Annotated in this window: 27 protein-coding genes and 2 pseudogenes; 6 read left to right on the forward strand and 23 right to left on the reverse strand. The window is 37.2% G+C overall.

Translation table 11 applies throughout. The annotated features are described in order from the left end of the window. Nucleotides 1-150 precede the first annotated feature (150 nt). A complete protein-coding gene (locus tag IGK70_RS07380; RefSeq protein ID WP_002357479.1) occupies nt 151-1,092 on the reverse strand; it encodes a 2-dehydropantoate 2-reductase in 942 nt (313 codons plus the stop codon). 176 nt (nt 1,093-1,268) lie between these two features. Here IGK70_RS07380 and IGK70_RS07385 point away from each other — a divergent pair, with 176 nt between their 5' ends. Continuing rightward, nucleotides 1,269-2,159 (forward strand): LysR family transcriptional regulator, encoded by an 891-nt coding sequence (locus IGK70_RS07385; RefSeq protein WP_002357478.1) that lies wholly within the window; start codon nt 1,269-1,271, stop codon nt 2,157-2,159. Between the two features lie 8 nt (nt 2,160-2,167). On the opposite strand, the gene IGK70_RS07390 is transcribed toward IGK70_RS07385, so the two are convergent. The 8 genes and pseudogenes from IGK70_RS07390 to ptb form a co-directional block, all read right to left on the reverse strand. Next, entirely contained in the window at nt 2,168-3,220 is a 1,053-nt protein-coding gene (locus IGK70_RS07390) for a PTS sugar transporter subunit IIC (RefSeq protein WP_002384478.1), read from the reverse strand. Between the two features lie 143 nt (nt 3,221-3,363). Beyond that, a pseudogene (locus tag IGK70_RS07395) lies at nt 3,364-4,296 on the reverse strand (dihydrolipoamide acetyltransferase family protein); the annotation flags it as partial. Between the two features lie 195 nt (nt 4,297-4,491). After that, nucleotides 4,492-4,662 (reverse strand): annotated as a pseudogene (locus IGK70_RS07400) (biotin/lipoyl-containing protein); the annotation flags it as partial. A 23-nt stretch (nt 4,663-4,685) separates the two neighbouring features. After that, complete coding sequence (locus IGK70_RS07405; RefSeq protein WP_002357475.1) at nt 4,686-5,672, reverse strand: alpha-ketoacid dehydrogenase subunit beta; 987 nt, start codon at nt 5,670-5,672, stop codon at nt 4,686-4,688. Between the two features lie 21 nt (nt 5,673-5,693). Further along, the gene (locus IGK70_RS07410) at nt 5,694-6,686 is read right to left on the reverse strand and encodes a thiamine pyrophosphate-dependent dehydrogenase E1 component subunit alpha (RefSeq protein WP_080488168.1); all 993 of its coding nucleotides are present in this window, start codon (nt 6,684-6,686) and stop codon (nt 5,694-5,696) included. Between the two features lie 10 nt (nt 6,687-6,696). Next, nucleotides 6,697-8,106, reverse strand: a complete 1,410-nt coding sequence (lpdA, locus tag IGK70_RS07415; protein WP_002381870.1) for a dihydrolipoyl dehydrogenase — start codon at nt 8,104-8,106, stop codon at nt 6,697-6,699. Nucleotides 8,107-8,111: 5 nt separating this feature from the next. After that, nucleotides 8,112-9,194, reverse strand: coding sequence for a butyrate kinase (gene buk / locus IGK70_RS07420; RefSeq protein ID WP_002381869.1), 1,083 nt, complete (start codon nt 9,192-9,194; stop codon nt 8,112-8,114). An 18-nt stretch (nt 9,195-9,212) separates the two neighbouring features. After that, nucleotides 9,213-10,034 carry a branched-chain phosphotransacylase gene (gene ptb / locus IGK70_RS07425; protein WP_002364006.1) on the reverse strand — a complete coding sequence of 274 codons (822 nt, stop codon included), beginning with the start codon at nt 10,032-10,034 and terminating at the stop codon, nt 9,213-9,215. A 282-nt stretch (nt 10,035-10,316) separates the two neighbouring features. On the opposite strand from ptb, the gene IGK70_RS07430 reads away from it, so the two are divergent. Beyond that, a complete protein-coding gene (locus IGK70_RS07430; protein ID WP_002398753.1) occupies nt 10,317-11,351 on the forward strand; it encodes a YdcF family protein in 1,035 nt (344 codons plus the stop codon). A gap of 59 nt (nt 11,352-11,410) precedes the next feature. On the opposite strand, the gene IGK70_RS07435 is transcribed toward IGK70_RS07430, so the two are convergent. After that, complete coding sequence (locus IGK70_RS07435; RefSeq protein WP_002357468.1) at nt 11,411-12,133, reverse strand: TraX family protein; 723 nt, start codon at nt 12,131-12,133, stop codon at nt 11,411-11,413. 104 nt (nt 12,134-12,237) lie between these two features. Further along, on the reverse strand, nt 12,238-12,990 hold the full coding sequence (locus IGK70_RS07440; RefSeq protein ID WP_002398752.1) for a DUF7006 family protein: 753 nt from the start codon (nt 12,988-12,990) through the stop codon (nt 12,238-12,240). Nucleotides 12,991-13,186: 196 nt separating this feature from the next. Between IGK70_RS07440 and IGK70_RS07445 the strand changes: the two genes are divergently transcribed. The 4 genes from IGK70_RS07445 to IGK70_RS07460 all read left to right on the forward strand — a co-directional run bounded on the left by IGK70_RS07445 (nt 13,187) and on the right by IGK70_RS07460 (nt 16,127). After that, nucleotides 13,187-13,981 (forward strand): SDR family NAD(P)-dependent oxidoreductase, encoded by a 795-nt coding sequence (locus IGK70_RS07445; RefSeq protein ID WP_002360217.1) that lies wholly within the window; start codon nt 13,187-13,189, stop codon nt 13,979-13,981. 129 nt (nt 13,982-14,110) lie between these two features. Continuing rightward, nucleotides 14,111-14,539, forward strand: coding sequence for a MarR family winged helix-turn-helix transcriptional regulator (locus tag IGK70_RS07450; RefSeq protein WP_002366740.1), 429 nt, complete (start codon nt 14,111-14,113; stop codon nt 14,537-14,539). 10 nt (nt 14,540-14,549) lie between these two features. Beyond that, a complete protein-coding gene (locus IGK70_RS07455; protein ID WP_002381868.1) occupies nt 14,550-15,512 on the forward strand; it encodes a ring-cleaving dioxygenase in 963 nt (320 codons plus the stop codon). A 12-nt stretch (nt 15,513-15,524) separates the two neighbouring features. Beyond that, nucleotides 15,525-16,127 (forward strand): alpha/beta hydrolase, encoded by a 603-nt coding sequence (locus IGK70_RS07460; protein ID WP_002361880.1) that lies wholly within the window; start codon nt 15,525-15,527, stop codon nt 16,125-16,127. Between the two features lie 79 nt (nt 16,128-16,206). Here IGK70_RS07460 and IGK70_RS07465 read toward each other — a convergent pair whose 3' ends face one another. The 12 genes from IGK70_RS07465 to IGK70_RS07520 all read right to left on the reverse strand — a co-directional run bounded on the left by IGK70_RS07465 (nt 16,207) and on the right by IGK70_RS07520 (nt 25,453). Next, nucleotides 16,207-17,175 (reverse strand): NADP-dependent oxidoreductase, encoded by a 969-nt coding sequence (locus IGK70_RS07465; RefSeq protein ID WP_002398751.1) that lies wholly within the window; start codon nt 17,173-17,175, stop codon nt 16,207-16,209. 113 nt (nt 17,176-17,288) lie between these two features. Continuing rightward, nucleotides 17,289-18,020, reverse strand: coding sequence for a hypothetical protein (locus IGK70_RS07470; protein ID WP_002366744.1), 732 nt, complete (start codon nt 18,018-18,020; stop codon nt 17,289-17,291). 1 nt (nt 18,021) lies between these two features. After that, nucleotides 18,022-18,876, reverse strand: a complete 855-nt coding sequence (locus tag IGK70_RS07475) for an ATP-binding cassette domain-containing protein (RefSeq protein ID WP_002366745.1) — start codon at nt 18,874-18,876, stop codon at nt 18,022-18,024. Then, nucleotides 18,873-19,241, reverse strand: a complete 369-nt coding sequence (locus tag IGK70_RS07480; protein WP_002357453.1) for a GntR family transcriptional regulator — start codon at nt 19,239-19,241, stop codon at nt 18,873-18,875. Before IGK70_RS07480 ends, IGK70_RS07475 begins: the two co-directional genes overlap by 4 nt. Nucleotides 19,242-19,389: 148 nt before the next feature. Continuing rightward, the gene (locus IGK70_RS07485) at nt 19,390-19,845 is read right to left on the reverse strand and encodes a hypothetical protein (protein WP_071981448.1); all 456 of its coding nucleotides are present in this window, start codon (nt 19,843-19,845) and stop codon (nt 19,390-19,392) included. 114 nt (nt 19,846-19,959) lie between these two features. Continuing rightward, nucleotides 19,960-20,514 (reverse strand): signal peptidase I, encoded by a 555-nt coding sequence (lepB, locus tag IGK70_RS07490; RefSeq protein WP_438775206.1) that lies wholly within the window; start codon nt 20,512-20,514, stop codon nt 19,960-19,962. Between the two features lie 18 nt (nt 20,515-20,532). Continuing rightward, nucleotides 20,533-21,975 carry a S41 family peptidase gene (locus tag IGK70_RS07495; RefSeq protein ID WP_002361887.1) on the reverse strand — a complete coding sequence of 481 codons (1,443 nt, stop codon included), beginning with the start codon at nt 21,973-21,975 and terminating at the stop codon, nt 20,533-20,535. Nucleotides 21,976-22,205: 230 nt separating this feature from the next. After that, a complete protein-coding gene (locus IGK70_RS07500; protein ID WP_002357449.1) occupies nt 22,206-22,424 on the reverse strand; it encodes a YozE family protein in 219 nt (72 codons plus the stop codon). Between the two features lie 5 nt (nt 22,425-22,429). Beyond that, complete coding sequence (msrA, locus tag IGK70_RS07505; protein ID WP_002357448.1) at nt 22,430-22,945, reverse strand: peptide-methionine (S)-S-oxide reductase MsrA; 516 nt, start codon at nt 22,943-22,945, stop codon at nt 22,430-22,432. Between the two features lie 16 nt (nt 22,946-22,961). Next, on the reverse strand, nt 22,962-23,615 hold the full coding sequence (locus tag IGK70_RS07510) for a YpmS family protein (RefSeq protein ID WP_002381864.1): 654 nt from the start codon (nt 23,613-23,615) through the stop codon (nt 22,962-22,964). Further along, nucleotides 23,608-24,507, reverse strand: a complete 900-nt coding sequence (locus IGK70_RS07515) for an SGNH/GDSL hydrolase family protein (RefSeq protein ID WP_002365717.1) — start codon at nt 24,505-24,507, stop codon at nt 23,608-23,610. Before IGK70_RS07515 ends, IGK70_RS07510 begins: the two co-directional genes overlap by 8 nt. A 103-nt stretch (nt 24,508-24,610) precedes the next feature. Then, nucleotides 24,611-25,453 carry a DegV family protein gene (locus IGK70_RS07520; protein WP_002357444.1) on the reverse strand — a complete coding sequence of 281 codons (843 nt, stop codon included), beginning with the start codon at nt 25,451-25,453 and terminating at the stop codon, nt 24,611-24,613. Between the last annotated feature and the right edge of the window lie 68 nt (nt 25,454-25,521).

Below are 25,521 nucleotides of genomic sequence, written 5' to 3' on the forward strand. Positions count from 1 at the left end.
ATTTATTTTCTGTAGTGTTCTTTAAAAAACAAAAAAGCTGAGACAAACTCACTTTGGATTTTGTCTCAGCCTTGTACACTGGCAAAGTATAGAAAGAAGTAGGTCAAGCTCTTCTCAAGACCGACTCAAGAATATTTCTGTTTTTACTTGTTATTTAGCATGAAGTAAATTTTCTTTACAATGAATTAACTCTGTTAAAAACTGACAGTACGGTGTAGCAATCCCATAGGCTTTCCCTTTGCGAACAATTGCTCCATTGATATAATCAATTTCGGTTAAACGATGATTGGTTATTAAGTCCTGATACATCGATGGATGGTGCAAACCAATTGTTTCTCGATTATAACACGAGCGGATTTGTTGAAGCACTGCTTGTTTATCTAACGTAACTTGTTCCACTTCAGCGACTGCTAAAAATTCATTAACTATTTGTTGAACAATTTGATCTGCTTGCTCTGTTTCGCCAAAGTCTGCCATATTGCAATCCAACAAAGTACATAAACCATTCATTGTTCCATTCACACAGGCCTTCTTATAAATGGATGATAAAATATTCTCAGAATAACGAGCATTTAAGCCAGCGTTATTTAATACCTTAATGACTGCTTCTGCTGCTTGTTCACTTTGCGCTCCTAAATTTTGTAAATCAATCGAACCATTGCCAAATAATTTTACTTTGCCCGGTCCTTCTAACCCAGCGGTCCACATTGTGTTTCCTAATAAAATATTTTCGTATGGCACGTATTTTTTGATAATATCTTCGTGCCCAATTCCATTTAACAAGCATAAAACTTTCGTATTTTTATTAAGGAAATGTTCTAATGCTTCAAGCATTCCTTCCAGTTGCATTGCTTTTGTAAATAGAATAACTAAGTCTGCCGTAAAATCGATGCTTGCTACTTCTGTCTGAGGATAGATAGGAATTTTAGCGGTCACCACTTCGCCATTAAAATCAGCAACTAACCCGTTTTTTCTTATTGCTTCAATATGTTCTGGCCAACCATCGACAAAAATAACATCATTTCCTGCTTGATGTAACATTAGTCCAAAGCGACTGCCCATAGCGCCAGCACCTGCGATAATAATCTTCATTTCTTTTCCTCCGTTCAATTTTTTATTTTTAGGTAAAAATCTGCTAAGAAAATCTCTATCTCTTACTTTTATAGCAATAAAAAGGCAAAATATATGTTATATTATAAGTGATCTATTTGTTATTTTTTATCCAAGCGCATTTATGTAAGCGCTTTTAAAAAGAAAGGGAGTTTCTGATGAATATTCAGCTTTTAAAGTACTTCATTGAAATTGTTAATACCCGCAGTTTATCGGCGGCCGCTCGCAATTTATTTGTCACCCAACCAACACTTTCTTTAGCATTGAAAAAAATGGAATCTGAGTTAGGCACAGCGTTGTTTGATCATTCTGATCAACCGTTTCAATTAACCGATACTGGTGTTTATTTATATGAACATGGCCAAGAAGTTGTTTTTCAATTCGATCAATTGGTAACAGATATTCGTGAAATGAACCAGAAACCAGTCAAAAAGCAATTACGTTTAGGCTTAACTACTTTATTTGCTGTACAATTTATGAAAGAAATTTCACGATTTTTAACAACCCATCCACATGTGAATTTAATATTACAGCAAGATGGCTCGCCAAAATTACAAACGATGTTAGCAAATAAAGAAATTGATATGGGACTAATTTCTTTCCCAAATACCTTACCTGAAATTATTCATATTGAACCTTTAGAAACGACTACCAAGGGCTACCATGTTTATGTCGTGGTACCAGAATCAAATCCTCTCTCCCAATATGAAAAATTAACTTTTAAAGATTTGAAAGATCAACGATTTTCATCATTAAGTGATAATTTTATGATTGGTCGCCTACTATTAGATCGGACTCGGAGCTTCGGTTATGAGCCGAATATCATTTTGCATAACGATGATTTACAAGTACTTCTTTATAGTTTACAAAAAAACAATTCGATTTGTTTGCTGCCGATTGAATATTATGAAGTGGGGAAAAGTCAGGGACTGAAATGGATTCCTTTAAAAGATAAGTTTGACTATTTCCCCATCGGCATTGCTTTGCGCCGCGATTTTAGTATGACAGAAGATGTTAGAGATTTTATCCAAATCATTAAAGAAAATTAATGGATAATCTAGCCTTGATAAGCAAAGACGACTTTACTATCATAAAGTTTCAACACTTTTTCAAATAAGAATTTTGAGAATAAACCCGCGACAATTGGAACAACAAACCAAGAAAAGAGTAAGGGTAAGATCCCTAAGCCCGCATCCAATGAAGCAAGTGGTCCCACGAGTCCAACCAAGCCAAATCCAGCCGATTGTGGGGTTCCAGAAATGTTGAATAGAACCACAGGAATTGCTGAAATAGTCGCTGTAAATAAACAAGGAATTAAAATAATTGGGTATTTAAATAAGTTAGGCATCATCATTTTCATGCCGCCCAAAGAGACAGCCAGTGTCACTCCTGATTGGTTGACATTCCAAGAATTAATCACAAGAACAACAGTTGTGGCTGCAATTCCCATTGCAGCAGCACCTGCAGACAAGCCATTCAACTGAATCGCCAAACCAATTGCCACAGTAGTGATTGGCGAAATAATCAGTGCAGCAAATGAACAAGCAATTAAAATACTCATGATAATTGGCTGGAAATCAGTAAAATTGTTAATCACTTTACCAATGGCGACCGTGATCTGTGTCACATATGGGTAAATCAACATGCCAAACAAACCTGCACCTACTCCAACAACGATCGGTAAAGCAATGATTTCCACTGAACCGAATTTTTTATCGATGACTAATAAAAGTAAGACTGCAACAGAAGCGGTAATCATAATATTAATGATGTCACCAGTGCCTGCACCAATAAAGCCTTTCACTTCTGAATTAAATTTAATCACGCCAGAGCCAGCAAACGCTGCACCGCCAGCAATCATCATTTTCTGTGGCGTTAAGCCAAATTGAAAAGCAATCAGTCCACCGATAATTAAAGGGGTGGCTAGTTGGAAAATTTGCGCCGCATGAATAATCATTTCGATAATTTTGTATTCTGCAAAATATTTTAAAATGGCTCCTAATACAGCATTGGGAATTAAGGCGATAATGGTGCCGGAAGCTGTTCCAGCTAACACTTTGTTAAAAAATATTCTTGGGGTTAATTGAGCATCCAGTTTATCAGTGGGCATTTTCAACACTCCTATTGATTATTTTTGTTTTTTTTAAACAAGTTTGAGAATGATTGAACTTTCTGTTAGATAAAGAGCGGCCTCAAAGAAGAGCGCTTATTTCTTTGAGGCGCTTTTTATTTAACTAAAGCAAGGAACGATTTTTAATATACATCCGTATCCGCATTATATTTCGCTAAATTATCTTTAACATCTCGAAAGAACTTACCTGCTTGTTGTCCATCTAAAATTCGATGATCAATAGAAAGACATAAATTAACCATATCTGCCACTTTAAAGCCTCCATCTGCGGTTGGCACAAGGCGTTTATTAATTGACTCTACTTGTAATATCGCAGCTTGTGGATGGTTAATAATTCCCATCGATTGGACTGAACCTAGTGTTCCAGTATTATTAAGAGTAAAGGTCCCTCCTTGCATTTCCTTGCTTGCTAGCGTTCCTTGTCGGACTTCTTGTGCCAAGCGATTGATTTCTTTAGCTAGCCCTGCAATCGAATAGTTATCCGCTTGTTGAATCACTGGCACATAAAGATGCTCGTCTGTCGTTACAGCTATGGATAAATTAACATCTTTATGATAAATAATTGAGCCATCATCCCAAGATGTATTGATTTTTGGATTTTTCTTTAACGCTTGAATGACTGCTTTGGCAAAAAATGGGAAGAAGCTTAGAGACAGGCCTTCTTGTTGTTTAAATTCATCTTTTAATGAATTTCTAAGTTGGACTAAGTTGGTCACATCCGCTTCCACCATTAACCAAGCGTGAGGGATTTCGTTGACACTTTGGACCATTTTTTTAGCAATTGCTTTACGTACAGGATCTGCAGAGACAATTTTATCTGTGGTTGTTTCAGTTGGACTAGCTATTGCGGCGCTTTCATTTTGCGAAGCAACTGGCTCCTCTGGAATTGAAGGGCTAGTTCCTGGACTCACTGTTTTCTCAGGTGTTCTTGCCTGTGTTGGTGTAAAGTTTGTAACATCTTTTCTAGTAATTCGACCATCACGACCTGTCCCTGTAACTTGTGTTAAATCAATCTTTTTTTCTTGGGCAATTTTAAGGACTGCTGGGGAATAACGACCATTATTTTTTTGATGGGACGTCGCAGTGCTTGTTGTTTCAGCCGTTTCATGTTCTTGCGCTTGTTCCGCACTTGCTTCTTTCACTGGTGCTAAAGTAGCTTCTTCTGTTTTTTCGGTTGTTTCTTCTGTCTCTAACGTCATCACCGCTGTTCCGATGGGCACATCTGTATCTAGAGAAATCAGAAATTCTTTTACTACACCATCAAAATCTGATGGGACTTCCGTGGTGACTTTATCAGAAACGACTTCCATTAAGGGATCATAGCGTTTCACTGACTCTCCTGGTTTAACTAACCATTGGACAATGGCTGCCTCTGTGACACTTTCGCCTAGATGAGGCATTTTGATTTCTTTTGTAGCCATATATTTTTTCCTCCTTGCTTCAATTAAAATTCTGCTAATTCCTTCATTGCTGCTAATACTTGCTCTTCATTGATTAAAAATTCTCTTTCTAAAGGTAATGCATAAGGCATGCTTGGACAATCAGGTCCTGCAAGTCTTTGGATCGGTGCATCTAAATCAAAGAGAGCATCTTCTGAAATCATTGCCGCAATTTCACTCATCACGCTGCCTTCTTTATTGTCTTCTGTTACGAGTAAGACCTTCCCTGTTTTCTTAGCTGCAGCTACTAATGTTTCGCGATCTAAAGGATATAATGAGCGAACATCGACGATTTCGGCATCAATTCCTTCAGCGGCTAGTTTTTCCGCCGCAGCTAAAGCTAATTGCAAGGTCATGCCATAACTAATCACGGTTAAATCACTACCCGTTCTAACGACATTCGCTTTGTCAATTGGTACGATATAATCATCTGCAGGCACTTCATCTTTTAGTAAACGATATAAACGCTTATGTTCGTAAAAAATGACTGGATCATCGGAACGAATCGCTGCTTTAATCATCCCTTTTGCATCATAAGGATTAGAGGGGGTCACCACTCTTAATCCTGGTTGTCCACAAAAAACTTTTTCTGTAGACTGAGAATGATACAGCCCACCACGAACACCGCCGCCATAAGGTGTCCGATAAACGATTGGCGCAGTCCAATCGCCTTTTGTTCTATAGCGCATTGTCCGAGCCTCTGATAACAATTGATTGGTTGCAGGCAAAATGTAATCCGCAAATTGAAATTCACCAATTGCGCGATAGCCCATTAAACCTAAGCCGACAGCTAAACCACCAATTAAACCTTCTGTTAACGGTGTATTAAAACAACGCTCGTCACCGTATTTAGCAGCCAAGCCCTTTGTTACACCGAACACGCCGCCTTTGTCCCCGCCGACATCTTCCCCAAAAATAACTACTTTTTCATCACGAGCCATTTCTTCAGAAATTCCTAAGTTAATTGCTTCTAAATAAGTCATCTCAGCCATTATATTTCTTCTCCTCTTCTCTTATTTTGCATACACTTCTTCTAAAATTGATGTCGGTACAGGATCTGGCATTGCTTCTGCTTCATCCGTTGCTTGATTGATTTCTGCACGAATTTCTTCATCAATTTTGGCAATGTCTTCGTCTGTTAAATAGCCCTCTTCTAATAATTGTTTTTCAAAAAGCTTCACTGCATCGTTCTTTTTCATTTCTTCAATTTCTTCTTTTGAACGATAAACAGATTGATCATCGTCAGCGGAATGAGAAGTCAAGCGAGAAACCATTAATTCAATCAATTTTGGTCCTTTTTTCCCGCGAGCCGCTTTTACTGCTTCTTTAAATGCTAGATAGACTTCAGTAAAATCACTACCATCAACGGTTACACCTTCAAAGCCATAAGCTTTCGCGCGATCGGCCATTCGTTTATTGGCATACTGTTCTTCAATTGGGACAGAAATCGCATATTCATTATTTTCAACAACAAAAATGACTGGTAATTTTTTTACGCCTGCAAAGTTCATAGCTTCTTGGACTTCTCCTTGATTGGCAGAGCCTTCCCCAGTGGTGGTCAATGCAACAAAATCAGCTTTTTGAAGTTGCGCTGCATAACCAACACCTGTCGCTAATGGCATTTGTGTACTTACTGTTGAAGAGAAGGAAACAATATTATGCTCTTTTGAACCATAATGATTCGGCATTTGACGACCATGGGAAGAAGAATCCGCTTCTTTTCCAAAACAACCCATTAAAATATCTTTGGAGGTCATGCCCCAAACCAAGCACGCGGTCATATCACGATAATACGGTAAAAAATAATCTTTTTGAGGATCAAAAGCCATCGCCATCGCTACTTGTGCAACTTCTGCCCCTTGACCAGAAATATTGAAAGAGGTCTTACCAATCCTTGTTAATTGCCACAACCGTTCGTCTAAACGACGTCCTCTTAGTACTTCACGATATGCCTGAATCAATTCTTCTTTTGATAAACCTGATTTTTTAAGCGCTTTCATTTTCATCAACCTTTCTCTATTTGTGAATCGCTAAGCCATAAGTATCTAAGGCTGCTTCTTGCAATACTTCTGTCATTGTTGGATGCGCATGGATTGCTTCGCCAATTTCAATGGGCGCAGCATCTAAATACATGGCAGTACTTGCTTCGGCAATTAAATCCGTGACATGTGGGCCAATCATAGAAACCCCTAATAAATCATCGGTATTCTTATCACGAATTACTTCTATAAAGCCATCTGTTTCTCCATAAACAAGGGATTTACCATTACCATTAAAATTAAAGGTGCCAATCACTACTTCTTTATCTGCTGGTAAAGTTTCTCTAGTATAGCCGACACTTGCTATTTCAGGATTTGTATAAACACCTCGAGGCACGTTTGTATAATTTAAAGGTTCAACTGTCTCGCCTAAAAGATGCTGAACAGCTAGCTCTCCTTCTTTCATAGCCACATGCGCTAGTTGAAGTGTATCGATACAATCGCCAATCGCATAAATATGTCCTTCTGTGGTTTGATAAAATTCATTTACTTCAATGCCTTTGTCAGTATATTTCACTGAGGTATTCTGTAACCCTAACTTATTGATATTGGGCTGACGCCCAATTGCTACCATGACTTTGTCAACGGTGAGGGTTTCTTGTCCTGCAACTTCTACTTGAACCTTTTGTCCAGTAACTTTCGCTTCTTGGACTTTGCTACCTAATAAAATGTTGATTCCTCGTTGCTCTAAACGTTTCTTTAATTCTTTAGAAATTGTTGCACTCTCATTTATAAGTAAACGATCCAAAAATTCAATGATAGTTACGTTGACACCTAAACTATTTAATAAAGAAGCCCACTCGACACCAATAACGCCACCACCAATAATTGCAATTGATTCTGGTAATTCTTCTAATTCAAGCATCCCATCAGAAGATAAGATAAATTCTTCATCCAGTGGCAAATTAGGTAACGTTTTAGGACTAGAGCCTGTCGCAATAATGACATTTTTAGGAACGATAATTTCTTCTTCCCGTGTTGGATCATTAAACGTAACTGCCACTGCGCCAGAGACTGGTGAAAAAATAGAGGGACCTAAAATCGCACCTTCGCCTGCTAAAATTTTGATTTTATTTTTCTTGCATAAGCCTTCAACACCTTTGTGTAACTGCTCAATAATTCCTTTTTTTCGTTGTTGTATTTTAGAAAAATCAATGGACGCTGCCTCTGTTTCAATCCCAAAAGAAGCCGCTTGTTTTAAGGTATCAAAAACCTCTGCGCTTCTTAATAAAGCTTTTGTAGGGATACAGCCTTTGTGCAAACAAGTGCCACCTAATTTGTATTTTTCAACAATTGTGACGTTTAGCCCTTTTTGTGCGGCTCGAATTGCTGCTACATAGCCTCCTGTTCCGCCACCTAAAATCAGTAAATCTGTTTGTTCCGCCATTTTGATCACTCCTGCTCAATTTTTGCTTCACTATAATTTAAAGCTTGTTCTTCCCCTGTTAATACTCGATTGACGCCTTCATATAAAGCAGCCATCTCCATTTCACCTGGGTAAACCTTAATTGGTGCAATCCAAGTGACTTTTTGAGTAATTTCTTGAACAACGGTTTGCGAATAGGCTGCGCCCCCTGTTAAAATAATTGCATCAATTGCGCCTTCAAGAACCACGGCCATCTCGCCAATACTTTTTGCGATTTGGTAACACATTCCTTTTAAATAGTAATTTGCTGTTTGATCACCTGCAGCTATTTGTGCTTGGATATGCCGTAAATCTGTTTCACCTAGGTATGATTTAAGGCCGCTATTACCCGCAATTAGCTTTTTCACTTGGCTAATCGTTAACTCCTGTTCAAGTATCCATTGCGCAAATTCAACGAGCGGTAAGGCGCCACTGCGTTCAGGCGTATAAGGACCTTCACCATCAAGCCCATTTACCACATCCACCATGCGGCCTTTTTGATGCGCCCCCAAGCTAATGCCCCCACCTAAATGAACAACGATAAAATTGCTTTGCTCATATGTTTTCCCTAAATCCTCAGCGATTTTTCGAGCGACCGCTTTTTGATTTAAGGCGTGACCAACGCTACGCCGGTGAATGCCTTTTAATCCGGAAATCCTGGCTAATGGCTGTAGCTCATCTACAACAACAGGATCGACAATAAAGGCTGGCACGTGATATTTTTCTGCAAACTCATTGGCTAAAATCGCCCCTAAATTTGAAGCATGGGTATTAAAGCGTTCTGTCTGCAAGTCTTCTAGCATTTGTTGATCGACAAGATACGTACCGCCAGGAATAGGCTTAAGCAAACCACCACGCCCTACGACAGCGGCTAATTGTGTGATGTTATGTGTTTCTAAAAATTCCGCGATCATTTGTTTTCGAAATGATGTTTGACTGACAACATTTTCAAAAGGTGCCAATTCTTGGACGCTATGTCTAAGCGTTTCTTCCGCCAAGCAATCATGATTAGCAAAAAGCGCTAACTTAGTGGAGGTCGAGCCAGGATTAATAACCAATACTGTTTCCATTGTTTTCTGCTCCTTTTTTTAAACTTGTCTCATGGCAAATCTTAATGAATGGAATTTGCTTTCTGTCGAATCGCTTCTAGATGTTAAAACGACTGGGACTTTTGTGCCAACAATCGTTCCTCCCACCTTGGCGTGCCCAAACAAGGTTAATGATTTGTATAAACAATTTCCAACATCAATAGTTGGAACCACTAAAATATCTGCATCCCCCATGATAGGACCGCTGTAACGTTTATGCGCAACCGCTTCTTCAGAGGTCGCTAAATCAAGCGAAAGTGGACCAAAAACCGTAGCCTCTTGTTGATTATTAAAATGTGCCGTGACTTCTTTTGCTAAAACAGACGAAGGCATTTTAGGATTGAAATTTTCCGCTGCGCTTAACAAAGCAATTTTCGGGTGATGCAGTCCCAATTTTTGGGCGACTTCTTTAGCATTTTCAACAATTTCAATGAGGGTCGCTTGAGTGGGGGCGATATTCATCGCACAATCGGTTAACAAGAAGGTTTTCCCCGCAGGCAGCTCCACCATTGCTACATGGGAAAGAATCGGTTTATTTTTTAATTGATGCTCACTTTTCAACATTTCTTTTAGTAATGTGTGGGTCTGAATAATTCCTTTCAATAAAATTTGTGCTTGACCAGTTGCAACTAAACTGACAGCTTCCTGTGCTACCGCGGCCTCATCTGAGCAATGAACATATTTCCAGAGATTTTCAGTATCAAGATTTTCGTTTGTATCAAATACAATAAACTGCAACGGTTGCTCGGCTTCTTTTAGTGCTTTTTTAACTAACTGTAAAATCTCTGGTTGTGAACCTCCTGCAATTGAAACAGTGATCATTTTCTCACCTCATTTTTTCTTCTTTACACTTTAAATCTACCTTAGTATGTAAGCGCATACAAATTGTTAATTTTTATGTCCTTATTAATATTTTTTATAGAGAAGGAAAAGCTTAGTAAATCAAGCTTTTCTTTCTCTAAACAATTGTTATCTAATTTGCTTTTCATGAAAAAACTTCTTTTCTAAGAATGAAAGGAAAACTTATGCTTCGGCACAGCTGTTTATTTATGTCAGATTCTAAACCATGTTATACTTTAGATACTTATTTTTAGGAGGAATTAAATGGCACTACTACTATTCTTTTTGTTTATCGCCCTACTAGGATTTGGTATATTAAAAATTAATAACCGCAGTATCCTCGGCGGTATCACTCTGGCTTCTGGCACCTTATTGTCATTAGTCACCTTACTATTTATCGGACTAGACAAAATTTATTTACATTTTAAGAATGGCGACCTAATTACTTTGGCAATTGCTTATCTATTAATTCCCTCTGTGTTTATCGGCATTTGCCTTTACTTTATTTTTAACTCACGTACGATGCAAACGAAAGAAGGCAAAAGTGTCACGGCTAAATTGTCTGCTGGCCTAGGACTGAACTTATTAATTGCTTTACCCGCCTTTCTATATTTATTATCAGTTGGCACAGCGCAAATACCTTATGTGCTTTTTCTGCTCTTACTTTTTCTATTGTTAATGGATCTTTTGCTGACCTTTCTATTTGCTGCTTACGTCTTGTATTCATGGATGTACCAAATGATTCCTTTAAAAAAAGCGGTTGATTATATCATTGTTTTAGGTTCGGGAATTCGTAGCGAGGAAGTACCTCCACTTTTGAAGAGTCGGTTAGATAAAGGGATTGAATATTATGAAAAAAATCCCACCGCTAAATTTGTAGTCAGCGGTGGTCAAGGTCCTGACGAACCTGTGGCCGAAGCTTTCGCAATGAAAAAATATTTGCTTTCACAAAATATTCCTGCAGAAGCAATTTTGATGGAGGACCAATCCACAACCACTTATGAAAATATGTTGTTTTCTAAAGCAATAATTCAGGCAGATTGGCAAAAGATGCCGTCTGATTCTAAACAACCCTCTGTTATTTTTTCAACAAATAACTATCATGTCTTACGAGGAGCTATGTATGCCCATCGTGTCGGCTTAAAAGCTGAAGGTGTCGGGGCGCCAACTGCCTTATATTTTTTACCAACTGCTCTAATCCGAGAATACATTGCCTTACTGGTTCATGATAAGCGAATTGTGCTTTTTGTTTTTCTACTTGTCACTCTTCTTTTAGGAATCAGTATCTTACCCATCTAAAAAAACAGCGACTCACATTTTTGTGAGTCGCTGTTTTTATTTTTTTAATATAAAAAGGTTTAATGAACGTAATTGGCTATCAATGCAATCAGCCATAAATGAAGCGGATAGAATCCGTAAAATAAATATTTGAAAAATGGTGCTTTGCTTCCTCTCTCACCATTGTAAAGCGATATAAATGGTAACACAGTGATAAACATAAAATCAGAATTATAAGCTAACATTTCAATTGTCGTTGGCCAATCTCCCAACCATTGAAAACTTGTAACTAAGAAAAAGAGCGCTAATGCACCATATAAACAGTTCCGTAAGACAAGTCTCTTTCTGGCTAAATACGTAATCAACATAAAAGGTAACATCACAATGCCACCTTCAGCAAACATTGCTCCTATTCCTAAAATTGCTAATATACTAATCAATAAAACAATTTTTAAACTGATTTTTGGCATCTCTAGCATCGCTTTTGTCACAATTAACATACTGACACCAAGGGCTAAGGTGAAGAAAATATTGTTGTGAACAGCAACAGCTGGATTATTCACTAAATGATTTAGAAGCGTATTTCCAACAAACATGATTGCTGCCCAAATATACAAACGACCATTGTAGCGATAAACATTCCGTGTATAGTTGAACCCTTCTACAGCCATGTAACCAAAAAACACACCGACACAACGAGTAATTACATGAAAAATCAGTGCCCATTCTGGCGGAACAAAATAACTAATATGGTCAAGAACCATTAACCCCATCATCAACAACTTTAAGCGATTTGCGTTCATGAATCGTCTCCTTTATTTTTTCTACAGAAACTATCATATCTTTTTATATAACAGAAAACAACGAACATTCTTGTTAGATTCAACCATTCTTTTTGTCACTTTTGTTAAACTTGGTACCGCAAAGATAAATCTTCGAATAAATAATGTTGGTATTTAAATTGTTCAAAATGAATTTTTCGAATTTCTTGCTTAATGGCTATTAAGCATTCATCGACCGTCATCAATGATTCTTCTTTCAGAAGCGCCTCTTCTATTAATAATTTGCATTGGCAGTCAATCAATAAAAGTTGACTATAGAATGTGTAAAATGTTTCTTTATTTAATTTTTCAATCAAATTTTTAGCTTGATTCTGCAGCTTTTGATAACATTTGGTCAATTTTTGATAATCCATTAAATCAACTAACTGACCTTGTTTTAACATGTTACTAAAGTCTAAATCCCAAAGCATTTCTTTAGTCGGCTGTTGCAATAAATAATACATAGAATGACTACTAATAATTTCAGTGGTCGGTTCTTCAATTGTTTCATAAAAAGTCACAAAATATTCTCGCTCAATCACAGTAATAATTTCTTCTTCTGAAAGCTCACAATCTTCTAAATTTTGATAGAATATCAATAATTTAATCCGCTCATCTATTTTATTCAGCGAAGCGACTAATTCAGGAAAAAGAACCGACTGACAATTCTCTACTAATTCTCTTGCCTTATTTTGTTCATTTTTATAAAAGCTGTATAACTTTTTCCGCTGTTTTAACGAGTTTAATAAGTTATCGGGTATATTCCAGTAATATTGTTTCTTCATAGCATTCCCACTCTTCTTTTTTATGTACAATTTTACAAAATTGGTCTTTGCCAATTTCGTCTCTAGTTATTCTATCAAAAAAGCGACGCTTTTTTACTGACAATAATTACTCGTTTTACGCCCAAAAAGTGAAAACTCAGCTGTTAAGTAATTATTGGGGCTTGTTTCTCGCGGGCCGAAAAAACTTTTTCCTTTTAAAAGTCCAGAAAAAGACCTACACTAGAGATAGACAAACGTTGGAGGGATTTAAATGGATTTACACTTAACGAATAAATTAGCATTAATTACTGGTTCAACCAAAGGAATTGGCAAAGCAATTGCGATTGAAATGGCTCGTGAAGGGACCGATGTCATTATCAATGGGCGCAATGAAGCCGAAGTAATCAAAGTTGTTGAAGAAATACAAACAATGTTTCCAGACACTCATCCTCAAGCAGGAACTGCCGATATTTCCATTGAAAGTCAACGAACTACTTTACTTGAAAAATTCCCTAAAGTCGACATTTTAGTGAACAATATGGGGATTTTTGAACCAATGGAATACTGGGACATCGATGACGCCACTTGGGAAAAATTTTTTACTGTGAACGTGTTGTCAGGCAATGCATTAGCAAAAGCTTATCTACCTAAAATGCTTGCACAAGATTTTGGTCGCATTATTTTCATTGCTAGCGAAGAAGCGGTGATGCCTTCTGGCGAAATGCCCCAATATAGCATGACAAAAACGATGAATCTTTCCTTAGCTAAAAGTTTATCCAACTTAACTGTCGGCACACATGTCACCGTTAACACGGTTATGCCTGGCTCAACCCTTACCGAAGGTGTAGAAAAAATGTTGGAAGATATGTACGCTGATTCAGACATTCCCAAAGAGGATTGGGAAAAAGATTTCATGAAAAATCATCGTTCTCGTTCACAAATCCAACGGCTCATTCGACCAGAAGAAATTGGTCGTTTTGTTACCTTTGTGGCCAGCCCGGATTCTTCTTCTTTCTCAGGAGAAGCCTTAAGAATCGATGGCGGCTTAGTTCCAACGATCTTCTAAATTAAACAAAAAAGACAGCCAGCAAAAATTCACATTTTTTTGCTGGCTGTCTTTTTAAGCATATTAATTGATTACTTACCAAAAGTAAGTTATATTTATCTCGAATTCGAAATAAAAAGAGGTGAAACAATGAACCAACAGCAAGAAGCTTTAAAAGCCTATATCGGTTTATTAAGAACCAGCCATCGACTAGAGCAACTTGCCAAGCAAGATGTTACTTGTTATGACTTAAACATTACAGAATTTTCAGTATTAGAGCTGTTACTCCATAAAGGTCCTCAGACCATCCAAAAAATTAAGGAGAAAATTTTAATCGCTAGCAGTAGCACCACTTATGTTATTGACCAATTACATAAAAAAGGCTATGTAACGCGCACCCCCAGTGAAAAAGACCGACGCATTACTTACGTTGAATTAACAGAAGCTGGAAAAACATTAATTGAAGAAATTTTCCCGACGCATGCAAAGCGAATTGCAGAAGCATTTGAACAACTCTCTTCCGAAGAATTAACACTTCTTCAAAAAACTTTACGAAAAATAACAAATGAAACGAAATGAGGAAATAATGATGAAAAAAGAAGATCAATTATTAGGAATCCACCACGTTACAGCTATGACAAGTGATGCAGAAAAAAACTATCACTTCTTTACAGACGTTTTAGGGATGCGTTTAGTCAAAAAAACAGTGAATCAAGATGATATCTATACTTACCATACCTATTTTGCCGATGATTTGGGTACACCAGGTACAACCATGACCTTTTTCGATTTTCCCAATAACCCTAAAGGATTAAAAGGAACCAATACAATTTCAAGAACAGGGTTCCGGGTTCCTTCAGATGCAGCTTTGACCTATTATGAAAATCGCTTCAATGAATTTGCTGTCAAACACACAGGTATTTCTGAAGAATTTGGTAAAAAAGTCCTTCGCTTCTGGGATTTTGATGATCAAGCGTATCAATTAATCTCTGATGAATTAAATCAGGGTGTTGCAGCGGGCACCCCTTGGAAAAAAGGACCTGTCCCTACAGAATTTGCGATTTATGGCTTAGGACCTGTCGAAATAGCTATTTCCTATTTTCATGAATTCAAAGAAGTCTTTGAAGAAATTCTAGGCTTTCACGTAGTGGCACAAGAAGGCAATCGCTATTTACTTGAAGTTGGCCAAGGTGGCAATGGTGCCCAAGTCGTTTTGGTAGACGATGATACTAGCTCACAAGCACAACAAGGATATGGTGAAGTACATCACGTTGCATTCCGCTTAGCGGATCGTAAATCACTTGGGACTTGGCAAGCGCTCTTTGATCATTTAGGCTTACAAAACTCTGGCTATGTCGATCGTTATTACTTTGAATCATTGTATGTTCGCATTGGACATATTTTAGTCGAATTAGCCACCGATGAACCAGGATTTATGGGGGACGAACCTTACGAAACATTAGGAGAAAAGTTATCTCTTGCGCCATTTTTAGAAAACCGTCGTGAGTATATTGAGAGTGTTATCAAGCCGTTCAATACAAAACGAGCCTAAGGAGGAAAAAACATGCATTCAATTTTTAAAAAAGGACATCCTGAAGCACCTGTCTTTGTGCTACTTCACGGTACAGGTGGTGATGAAACATCTCTCCTACCAATTGCCCAAGAACTAAATAAACAAGCTACTGTGCTAAGTATTCGTGGTGATGTTTCAGAAAATGGAATGAATCGTTATTTTAAGCGCCTAGCGGAAGGTCATTATGACTTAGAAGATCTAGAAAAACGCGGCGAGGCGCTTCATAAGTTTATTCAACAAGCCGCTAACGAGCATCAATTTTCATTGGATAAAATTATTTTTATTGGCTATTCAAATGGGGCCAATATCGCTATTCAATTATTGCTTACTCATCCCGATAGTTACCATCAAGCTGTCCTCTATCATCCCATGTTTCCTGTTGAATTGACCAATCAACCAGACTTGACCGACACTTCTGTTTTATTATCTCTAGGAGAGCATGACCCGATTGTTCCACTTCCTGAAAGTATGCGTGTGATTCAATTATTTCAGAATCATGGAGCAACCGTACAAGAGGTTTGGACACAAAGTCATCAATTAACTTATCAAGAAATTAAGGAAACACAAACTTGGTTGGCACATCTGTCCTCTTAACAAAAAAGTGGGTCCTAAGTCGAAATGACTTAGGACCCACTTTTTCTATTTTAAGATAATTCACTGTCTGAGCTTCTTTTTATTCTGCCATTTGAACAACTATTTTACCAACTGCATGGTGCGTTTCACTGAGTGCATGTGCATCATAAATCCCTTGTCTAGAAAAAGGGAAAACTTCACCAATAATTGATTTCACTTTTCCAGCTGCCATCAAATCAGCAATTTTTTGTAATTGTTCTCCATTTGGTTGAAGCCAAATACTTTCAGCAGAAATATTTTTTTCGGCTGCCAATTGTTTATCTTCAATGCCCACAATTGAAACAAGACGACCGGTGTTTGGTTTTAAGACGTCAAAACTATTTTTTTGAACCTCACCACCCATTGTATCAAAGACCAAATCAACATCAGTTAATACCTCTGCAAAATTCGTTGTATGATAATCAATCACTTCATCTGCACCAATTTTTTTCAGTAAGGCATGATTTTTTGCGCTAGCGGTCGTGATGACATGTGCGCCCGCTTCTTTTGCTAGTTGAATCGCATAAGTACCGACCCCACCTGCACCAGCATGAATTAAAACAGTTTCTCCTTCTTTAAGGTGACCATGATCAAACAATGCTTGCCAAGCGGTTAAACCAGCCAACGGAACGGCAGCCGCTTCTTCAAAGCTAATTGTTTCAGGGATTTTTGCTAATAAATGATCATCCACAATCGTTACTTCTGCATAGGTGCCAAAACGAGTAGTTTCAGGACGAGCAAAAACTTTATCGCCAACTTGCCAATCCGTTACTTGACTCCCCACCTCTGTAATCACACCAGCGACATCCCAACCAAGAATAATCGGAAAGGACCAATCAAACATCTGTTTTAAATATCCTTCACGCAATTTCCAATCAATCGGATTAATTGATGTCGCGTATTCTTTTACCAACACTTGATGTTCCGATAATTCTGGCAGTGTTACTTCTGCTTCTTCAAGTACCTCTTTACTTCCGTACTGATTAATCACAACAGCTTTCATAAACCAACTTCCTCTCATTTGTTTCATTTTTCACACTTTTAGTATACGCCTATTGCCTTCTTTTTATATAAGAATATGCTTTAGTTAAATTGAGAGAAAGTGTATTCATTATTAATCTCGATCTGTTTTAATTTAATTAGTTATGCATTTACGCGTTTAATTTCACGATGTTTATTCAATAAATAGGCCAAACCAAGATTAATGCCAACAAAGCAACTGATTGTCAGAAGAAGTGGCAGGACAGTAAAACCAGTGGATTGATAACCAACCATTGCTTGCAAGACATGGAGCATTCTCAGGCGCATTGGTGCCCCCCCTAATTGTGCAATCGTGCCCAGTAAAATAGGAATCATTAATAACAGCAATAAAACAATGAGTTTTTTTACGCCATCTATCCGATCATTAAAGACACCTGCTAACAAGCCAAGTGAGCCACTAAGCATTAGTAAGATAAAAAAGAGCAACCACGACATGAAAAAGTCTCCTTGCGCATAGACATCAATTAATTTCATTGATAATTGAAAATGAGAAATGAAATTGCCGCTAAATACTTTAATCAGTACAAGTACAGCCAAGGATCCAACCAAAGATAAAATAGCATTACTTACAAAATTCACCAAAAAAATTGTCCAGCGGGAAAGCCCGTTTTGAATAAACAGTTTAAAATCTGTGTTTACCCCTAAAAATGATAGTATCCCCATAAAAACCAGACAAGGAATTACTGCATCAGAGCTGACAGTATTTACGTCGTTAGAAAAGAGCAAGCCAATAAGAGGAAAAAGAATGCCGAACAAAGCATAAAAGCCAAAATAAATTGCTAAAGAACGGACTTGATAAATAACACGATACTGCAAAGCTGTTTTAAATTTCATTTTACTTTTCCTTCTTTCTATTGGTTAATTGCACAAAATATGTTTGTAAATTTAGCGGCGCAATTTGAACCTCTGCTTTTTCAGTCGGCAAGTCGCCGTACACGTAAGCCGTAACTGCTCCACCTAAAGTGTCCATGCCTAAGATTTCCAATGACTGAGTATAGCGCTCTACTTGTTCTTTCGGCCCAGAAACAATGCGACCGTTTTTCAAAATTGTTTCAATAGATTCTGCGCGAATCAATTTTCCTTGATCAATGATGATAATATCTTCTAATAAATTCGCAATTTCTTCAATCAAATGGGTAGAAATCACAAACGTACGGGGACGTTCTTGGTATGTCTCAATTAAATAAGTATAAAATAATTCCCGATGATTGGCGTCTAAACCTAAGACTGGCTCATCTAAAAAAATATACTCACAGGGGACGGATAGCGCCACTATTAGTTTAGCAATACTCCGATAACCAGTTGATAATTTTTTGAATGTCTTTTTACCATCTAAATCAAAATCGCTTAACATTTGTTCGGCTAAAGACCAGTCAAAGGATCCATAAAAACCTTCAGTCGTTTTAAAAATATCTTTAATTTTTAACTGAGGAGGAAACAAATTATCTTCACTCATTAAGTAAATATGAGTCAAAGCAGCCTCATTATCGGTCACTGTTTCTCCCGCCAATTTAACGGAACCTGAAGTGGCAAAACTTCGATTATTTATGATATTTAATAACGTACTTTTACCAGCCCCGTTTCTGCCTAAGAGCCCATAAATCGTTTCTTTTTCAAAAGTAATTGAAATATTATCTAGTGCTTGTTTTTGATGATATTTTTTACTTACTGATTCCACCCGCAAACTCATGCGTCATACCCTCTTTCAATTAGTTGTTTTAATTGTTCAGCTGTGATCCCTAATTTTTTGGCTTCGGCGACAACTTCTAAGACTTCTTTATTTAAAAATTCTTCTTTCCGTGCACTTCTTACTCTCTCTTGAGCGCCTGGTAAGACAAACATGCCAATCCCCCGTTTCTTTTCAATCAGCTGTCGTTCTACTAATAAATTCATTCCTTTTAAAACGGTGGCTGGATTGATTTGATAACTTTTTGATATTTCTGTGGTTGAGGGAATTTGTTCGCCTTCTAAGTAAGCGCCATTAAAAATTCCTTCGGCAATCTGATCGGCTACTTGCTGAAATAAAGGCTTTTCCCCCGAAAAATTAAATTCCATTTTTACACCTCGCTTAAACGGTTAACTACTTATGTAACTAACTATATATCCTAGAAATTCTTTTGTCAATAAAAAAACCATTGTTTCCAAAGAAATTTTTCTTTGAAAACAATGGCTATACTTTTGAGTTTATTGAATGGTTTCGTTCTTATAGGGTTCCATTGTATAACAATTCATCGGTTGTTTCGTTGACAATTTTTAAGCGATTTTGTTTTTTTATCAAAATACTTTTATAGGTCGTTCCTGTAGCCTTTTCTTCCATCACAAGAATGCGTTTATACTCATTATCAGTGACTTTCTTAATCGTTGTTTGATTTAAGGACGGGATTTTTTCTTTTAGCGTTTTTTCTTCCGCCAGACCTTTTAAGATTTCTGATTCTGTAGTGGAACTTGTGGGTTTATTAGAATCGCTTGATACACCTTCGTTATTAGACGCACTTTCAGATGACTTGCGACTTGATTCAGTTACTTTAGGCTGTGATGATTCACTGGTATTGGTTGAATTCATTTGAGTTTGGGTTTGGGTTTGATTCCCACATGCACCAATTAGCAACCCAACGCCTAAGATAGAACTTGCTAAAATTGTTTTTCTAATCATTTGCATGACCTCCTACATCTATCATTACTTTAACCTTAACATTTTTCAGCTAAGAGAACAATTTTTAAGATTAGAAAAGACCACTAGTCGTTATTTAAATAAACGAACTAGTGGCCTTACTTATTTAGGAATGATCTTCATATGAGTGAGTGGGTAATAAACAAATTGTGCTTTCCCTAAGATTTGATCTGCATGTATTGCACCAAAAGAACGGCTGTCTTTGGACATACGGCGATTATCACCAAGCACAAAATAGCTATCTTTAGGTAACTTTTCTTGCATTAACAATTCTTTTGAATCAAAATTCGTAGTGTAAGGCATCGTTTCATGATCTTTTTTTCTGTTTTTAGTTAAATACGGTTCAGCGATTGGCTGATTATTGACATATAATTGATCGTTTTCGTAACGCACAGCTTCCCCTGGTAAACCAATCACACGTTTAATCAGAATCGATCCTGTGTCTGTTTTAAAGACCACCACATCAAACCGTTTAATGGCGGAGAATTTTTCCATCACAATCATCTCTCCTTGATTCAAGGTTTTTTGCATAGAATGGCCATCCACCCGAACAGGAATCAGGAAAAATCCTCTTAAAATAAAAACGGCTACGATTGCTGGTACTAAAATTTTCAGAAAGTACATTAAATACCCAACATAATCACGTTTCTTCTTCAACTTCGTGCCACCTTTTTTCTAATTTTTTTGAATTTCTTTGACTGCTGTATCGTAGGCAGCGTCATTTTCAAGAATTAATTTACCTAAAGTGGCTTCAATTTTTGTGGCTGTTTCATTGTCGATTTCTCCAGTTACAGGCAAGCCATTTTTCTGTTGAAGATCGCTAACCGCTGCTTTTGTTTCTGCGGTGTAGTTTGCATTGTTTTCATCAACAGGATACGCTAATACAGCTAAAATAGCATTTAAGTTCTGAATATCTTCAGATTGATCTCCTTCTTTTAGCGTTTTATCGCGAGGAATCAATTTTAAATAGGCATACTCTGGGTAATCAGCTTTGATGGTTGGTTCAATTCCTTTTTCGTTGATCCATTCGCCTTTTGGTGTTAACCATTTTAAAACAGTCAATTTTATTTCGGTTTGGTCATTTAAATCCTTCACCGTTTGGACCGTTCCTTTGCCAAATGTTTTCGTTCCAATTAATGGGACATTCGCAGATTCATGCAGTGCTGCAGCAAAAATTTCGGATGCACTGGCACTATTGCCATCAATGATAACTGCAACAGGTTCTTTTACTTTAAAGCCGTCGTCTAATTCTTTGGAAGCAACTTCTTTCATCGTACGTCCTTTTTTGTCTTCAAATTGAACAATTGTTTCGCCATTTTTTAAAAACATACTGGCCATTCGCTCTGCTTGATCTAGCAGTCCACCAGGATTTTGGCGTACATCAATTACAAAGGATTTAGCTCCTTTGTCTCGTAAATTCGTGATTGTTTCTTTCAATTCTTGATATGTTTTTTTACCAAAGGACGTAATTTTAATCGAGCCAATTTGTGCATCTTTTTTGTCTAACTCACCAGTCACTGTTTTAACGGGAATTTTCCCACGTTTGATTGAGATATTTTTAGTTTCTCCCTCTCTTTGGATAGTCAATTCAACGGAAGTTCCTTTTTTACCTCGGACTTTTGAGACGACTTCTGCTAGTTTCATCCCTTTTGTAGCTGTACCATCAACCTTTTCAATAATATCGCCTTCTTTGATTCCCGCTTTTTCAGCTGGGGAATCTGCTACAGGGGCCTCTGCTACAACTGGTTCGCCATCTTTCATTGTCATAGTGGCACCAATTCCTTCAAAATCACCAGATAAGCTTTCGTTTAAATCATTGGCAGCAGATTCATTTAGATAAGTTGAGTATGGGTCTCCAATGGCTTCAGACATGCCTTTTAAGGCGCCTTCAACTAATTCATTTTTATCTACTTCACCTACATAATTGGTACTAATTTCATTATATAAATCCTGCACTTTGCTTAAATCAGCATTGGTAATTGCCCCTTCTTGACTCATCTTTTTAACACGATGATCAAAATAAATATAACTACTTCCTCCAGCTAAAAATGCGACACAGAGGAGCGAAATAATATATTGATAAAAAGGAACAGTTCGTTTGTTCTTCATAGATTTCATCTCATTTCTAACAAATTCGTCACTACTTTTGTTTACTATAACATGAATGAAAAAAGAGATCGGGACAGAAGCGTTTAACTCCGAGAAATAAGAAGGAATTTCCAAAAATTGTTCTTTAATTTTTGGAGAATTCCGGCTTATTTCCGAAGGAGTTGCTTCTGTTCCCGCCGTTTATCAGTTTTTGAGCGTGGAGCAAAAATCCAAAGTGATTTTTGTCCCACGCTCTGGATTTATTTATTGTTTTCAAGGTACTTTTCCCATAACTCATCAAAGATGTCCATGTTGCTTAAATAGTCAGCATTCATTTCTAAATAAGAAGAAAGTTCATGATAATCCTCGGTTTGTTTTGGAAACTGAATATCTTTGGCCGCTTCATTGGCAAAATCAGTTTCAGGATCTTTAGCCGGACCTTTTAATGTCATTAAGTAATGGTAAAAGCTTCGTCTCATGTAAATTAGTCACTCCATTTTTCTTCAATAAATTCACTTCTACGTTGATGGGACAATCCATAACGCAAAGCGTCTTTTTTATAAAAGTCTTGATGGTATTCTTCAGCAGGATAAAATGGTGCTGCTGGTTCGATGGTGGTAACAATTGGTTCTGTAAAACGTCCACTATTAGCTAGACGTTCTTTACTTTTCTCAGCAATTTCTTTTTGTTCTTGAGAACGATAAAAAATAACTGGCCGATAATTATCGCCGCGGTCTTGAAACTGACCGAAAGCATCAGTAGGATCCGTTTGTTGCCAATAAATATCCACTAATTGTTCGTAAGAAATAATCGCTGGATCAAAAGTGATTTCTACTGCTTCCGTATGGCCTGTTGTGTGTGTTAGAACCTGTTCATATGTTGGATTAGGCACGTGCCCACCTGTATAACCCGAAACAACTGAGATAATCCCTGGTTGTGTATCAAAAGGCTGCACCATACACCAGAAACAGCCGCCTGCAAAAATTGCTTTTTCTTCCATCTCTAACACTCCTTTTTTATTTCTCTTTTGGCAAGTATATATTCATCCGAATGTCATCGTCAACTAAATTAATCTTTTCTGCTCGAACAAATAGACCATTTTGCATTCTAAACTGATCTAAACGTAATAAAACAGTTTGATCATCTGGATTGATTTCAACCCATTTAGGTAGTTTGTAAGAACGTTTAGCAAATTTCAATACTTCTTTAATTGGCAAGCCTAGCGTTCCTATAGATAAACTTTTTGCTTTTAATTGTACATTGCCATTCGCCATCACGTAAGGATCAAAATATAAGTAAAAAGGAATGTCATGCCCTAACACCTGAAATGTTCCATTTAATAAAGCATCATTTTCTAAATAAAATTTATATTTGATCTCCGAACCTTTTTGAAAGTCGGCTAAATAAAAGTCAATCAGTTTGTTCACTTGTTGTTTTTTTGACTGAATGGTGACGACTGGCTCGCCTTCTTTTTCAACAATTGCTGGTATTTTCTTTAAATCTGGTTCGCGAACTTGTGTTGCTCGAAATGTCACGAAAGCTACACTACCAATGACTAAACCCACTAGAATAAGAAAAGCGATTTTCCAGGGATTTCGTTTAAGATTGGTTGGTTGTGTCTTTTTAATTGATTTACTTGTTTTTGGCTTTTCTTCATTCATTTTATTCACTACCTTCTGATTTGGTTATCCATTCTTTCTCTGTCTTGACCATTTCATCCCGGACAGCTCCGGCCATAATTTGGTAGCCAAGATTATTCGGATGGAAACGATCTTCTTCATATAACAAATTGTTTAAATCCTCTTTGCTAGCACTACTTCCTGTAGTTTCTGAGTCGCCACCAGTTACGCCAACTTCATCGCCACGACCTTTATAGAGTAAATCATTGATAGGAATGAAATAGGCTCGTTTTTGCTCTTGAACCATTTCTTCGGTTGCTTGATTCCAGTTATCAACGATTTCTTGCATTTCTGTAATTTCGGAAAAGTTTAAGTAGAAGGGATTGTAAATTCCTAAGACATAAATAGGGGCTTTCTCGTTGTATTCTCGGATTTCTTCAAGTAATCGTCTTACTCGGCGTTGATAGGCTTTTTGTGGACGATTGAACGAGCTGACTTTCAAGTCGAAAATATTACTACTAATTACTTTCATTAAGTCATTTCCACCAACCGTTAGCGTAATCACGTCCGCAGAGGCAAGGCCCTTTTGAATTTCAGGTTTCTCTTTGATTCGTTTTAAAATTTGATCACTACGATCCCCGTTTTTCCCAAAATTGTCTGTTTGAACACCGTTCAAGTTGTAGTGTTCTTTTAAATCATCTGCCACAATAGGAACAAAACCTCCACTATTCGTCAAATCGCCAATTCCTTCAGTTAAAGAATCACCGATTGCTGTATAATGAATGACTTCTTTTTGATTTTTTTGAGCAGTTGTGGCCACTTTCTCTTGCTTTAATAGTGGCTTTGCTTTGGGGATGGCCACACTTAACAATGTAAAAACACCTAGCGCAATGAGGATAGGTGTTAAGACGGTCAGCAAAATATGCTGTGTTTGTTTTTTCATCTTCGTCACTTCCTTTTAAATAAACCAACAAGAAATTTTCCTTTTCTTGTTAGAAAGAGGTTGCGTCTACTCATTTAAGAGTGAGACCCAACCTCGTTATTTCTTAGTCTGTATAGTACATAATAGCAAAGGCATTTTTTCCTGTATGTGTTGCAATGACTGGATTCGTATGTAATACGGGAATATCCATGTCTTTAAAGATTGCTTGTAATCCTTCTTTGAATCCATTTGCTAGTTCTAGCCCATCCGCATGAGAAATGCCAATTTGTCGAACATTTGGAATCTTACTTAATTCTGATTTCAATTCGTCAAACCATTTATTAAACGTTTTAACGCCGCGGCCTTTCGCTACAGGAATCAATTCCGTATTTTCAAAGTCCATGACAACTTTCATATTAAAAATGTTTGATAATAATCCTGTTGTACGGCTGATTCGTCCACCTTTAACCAAATTATCTAATGTTGAAATGCCAATGTATAATTTGGTATTTTGTTTGACGCGTTCAATTTCAGCTAAAATTTCTGGAACACCCGCTCCCGCTTGTGCCAATTTTGCTGCTTGAATGACTTGGAAAGACAAACCTTGGTCTGTAAAATCGCTATCAATCACCGTTACTTTACTTGATGATAAGTTGCTAGCTTGACGGGCCGCTTCAACCGTTCCACTTAAGCCTTTTGTCATGTGAATCGAAATTACTTCACTGCCATCTTCACCTAAGCGATCATATAATTCTACAAATTCACCAATTGGTGGTTGACTGGTTTTTGGTAAGGCCTTCGCATTAGCCATCATGTCCATAAATTTTTCGCCTGGCAAATGATCATCATCTGGATAAACAACGCCATCAACCATAATTGATAAAGGCATCATATGGATATTTAATTCATCTCTAAGACTTTTTTCCATCGTACATGAAGAATCCGTTACGATTTTAACGTTTGTCATAAAATTATCACTCTTTCTTTAAAAGGAACCTGTTTTCATGGTAGAATACCATTAAACGGTTAATTATC

The organism is Enterococcus sp. DIV0358 (genome assembly GCF_051713465.1).
GTDB lineage: Bacteria > Bacillota > Bacilli > Lactobacillales > Enterococcaceae > Enterococcus > Enterococcus faecalis.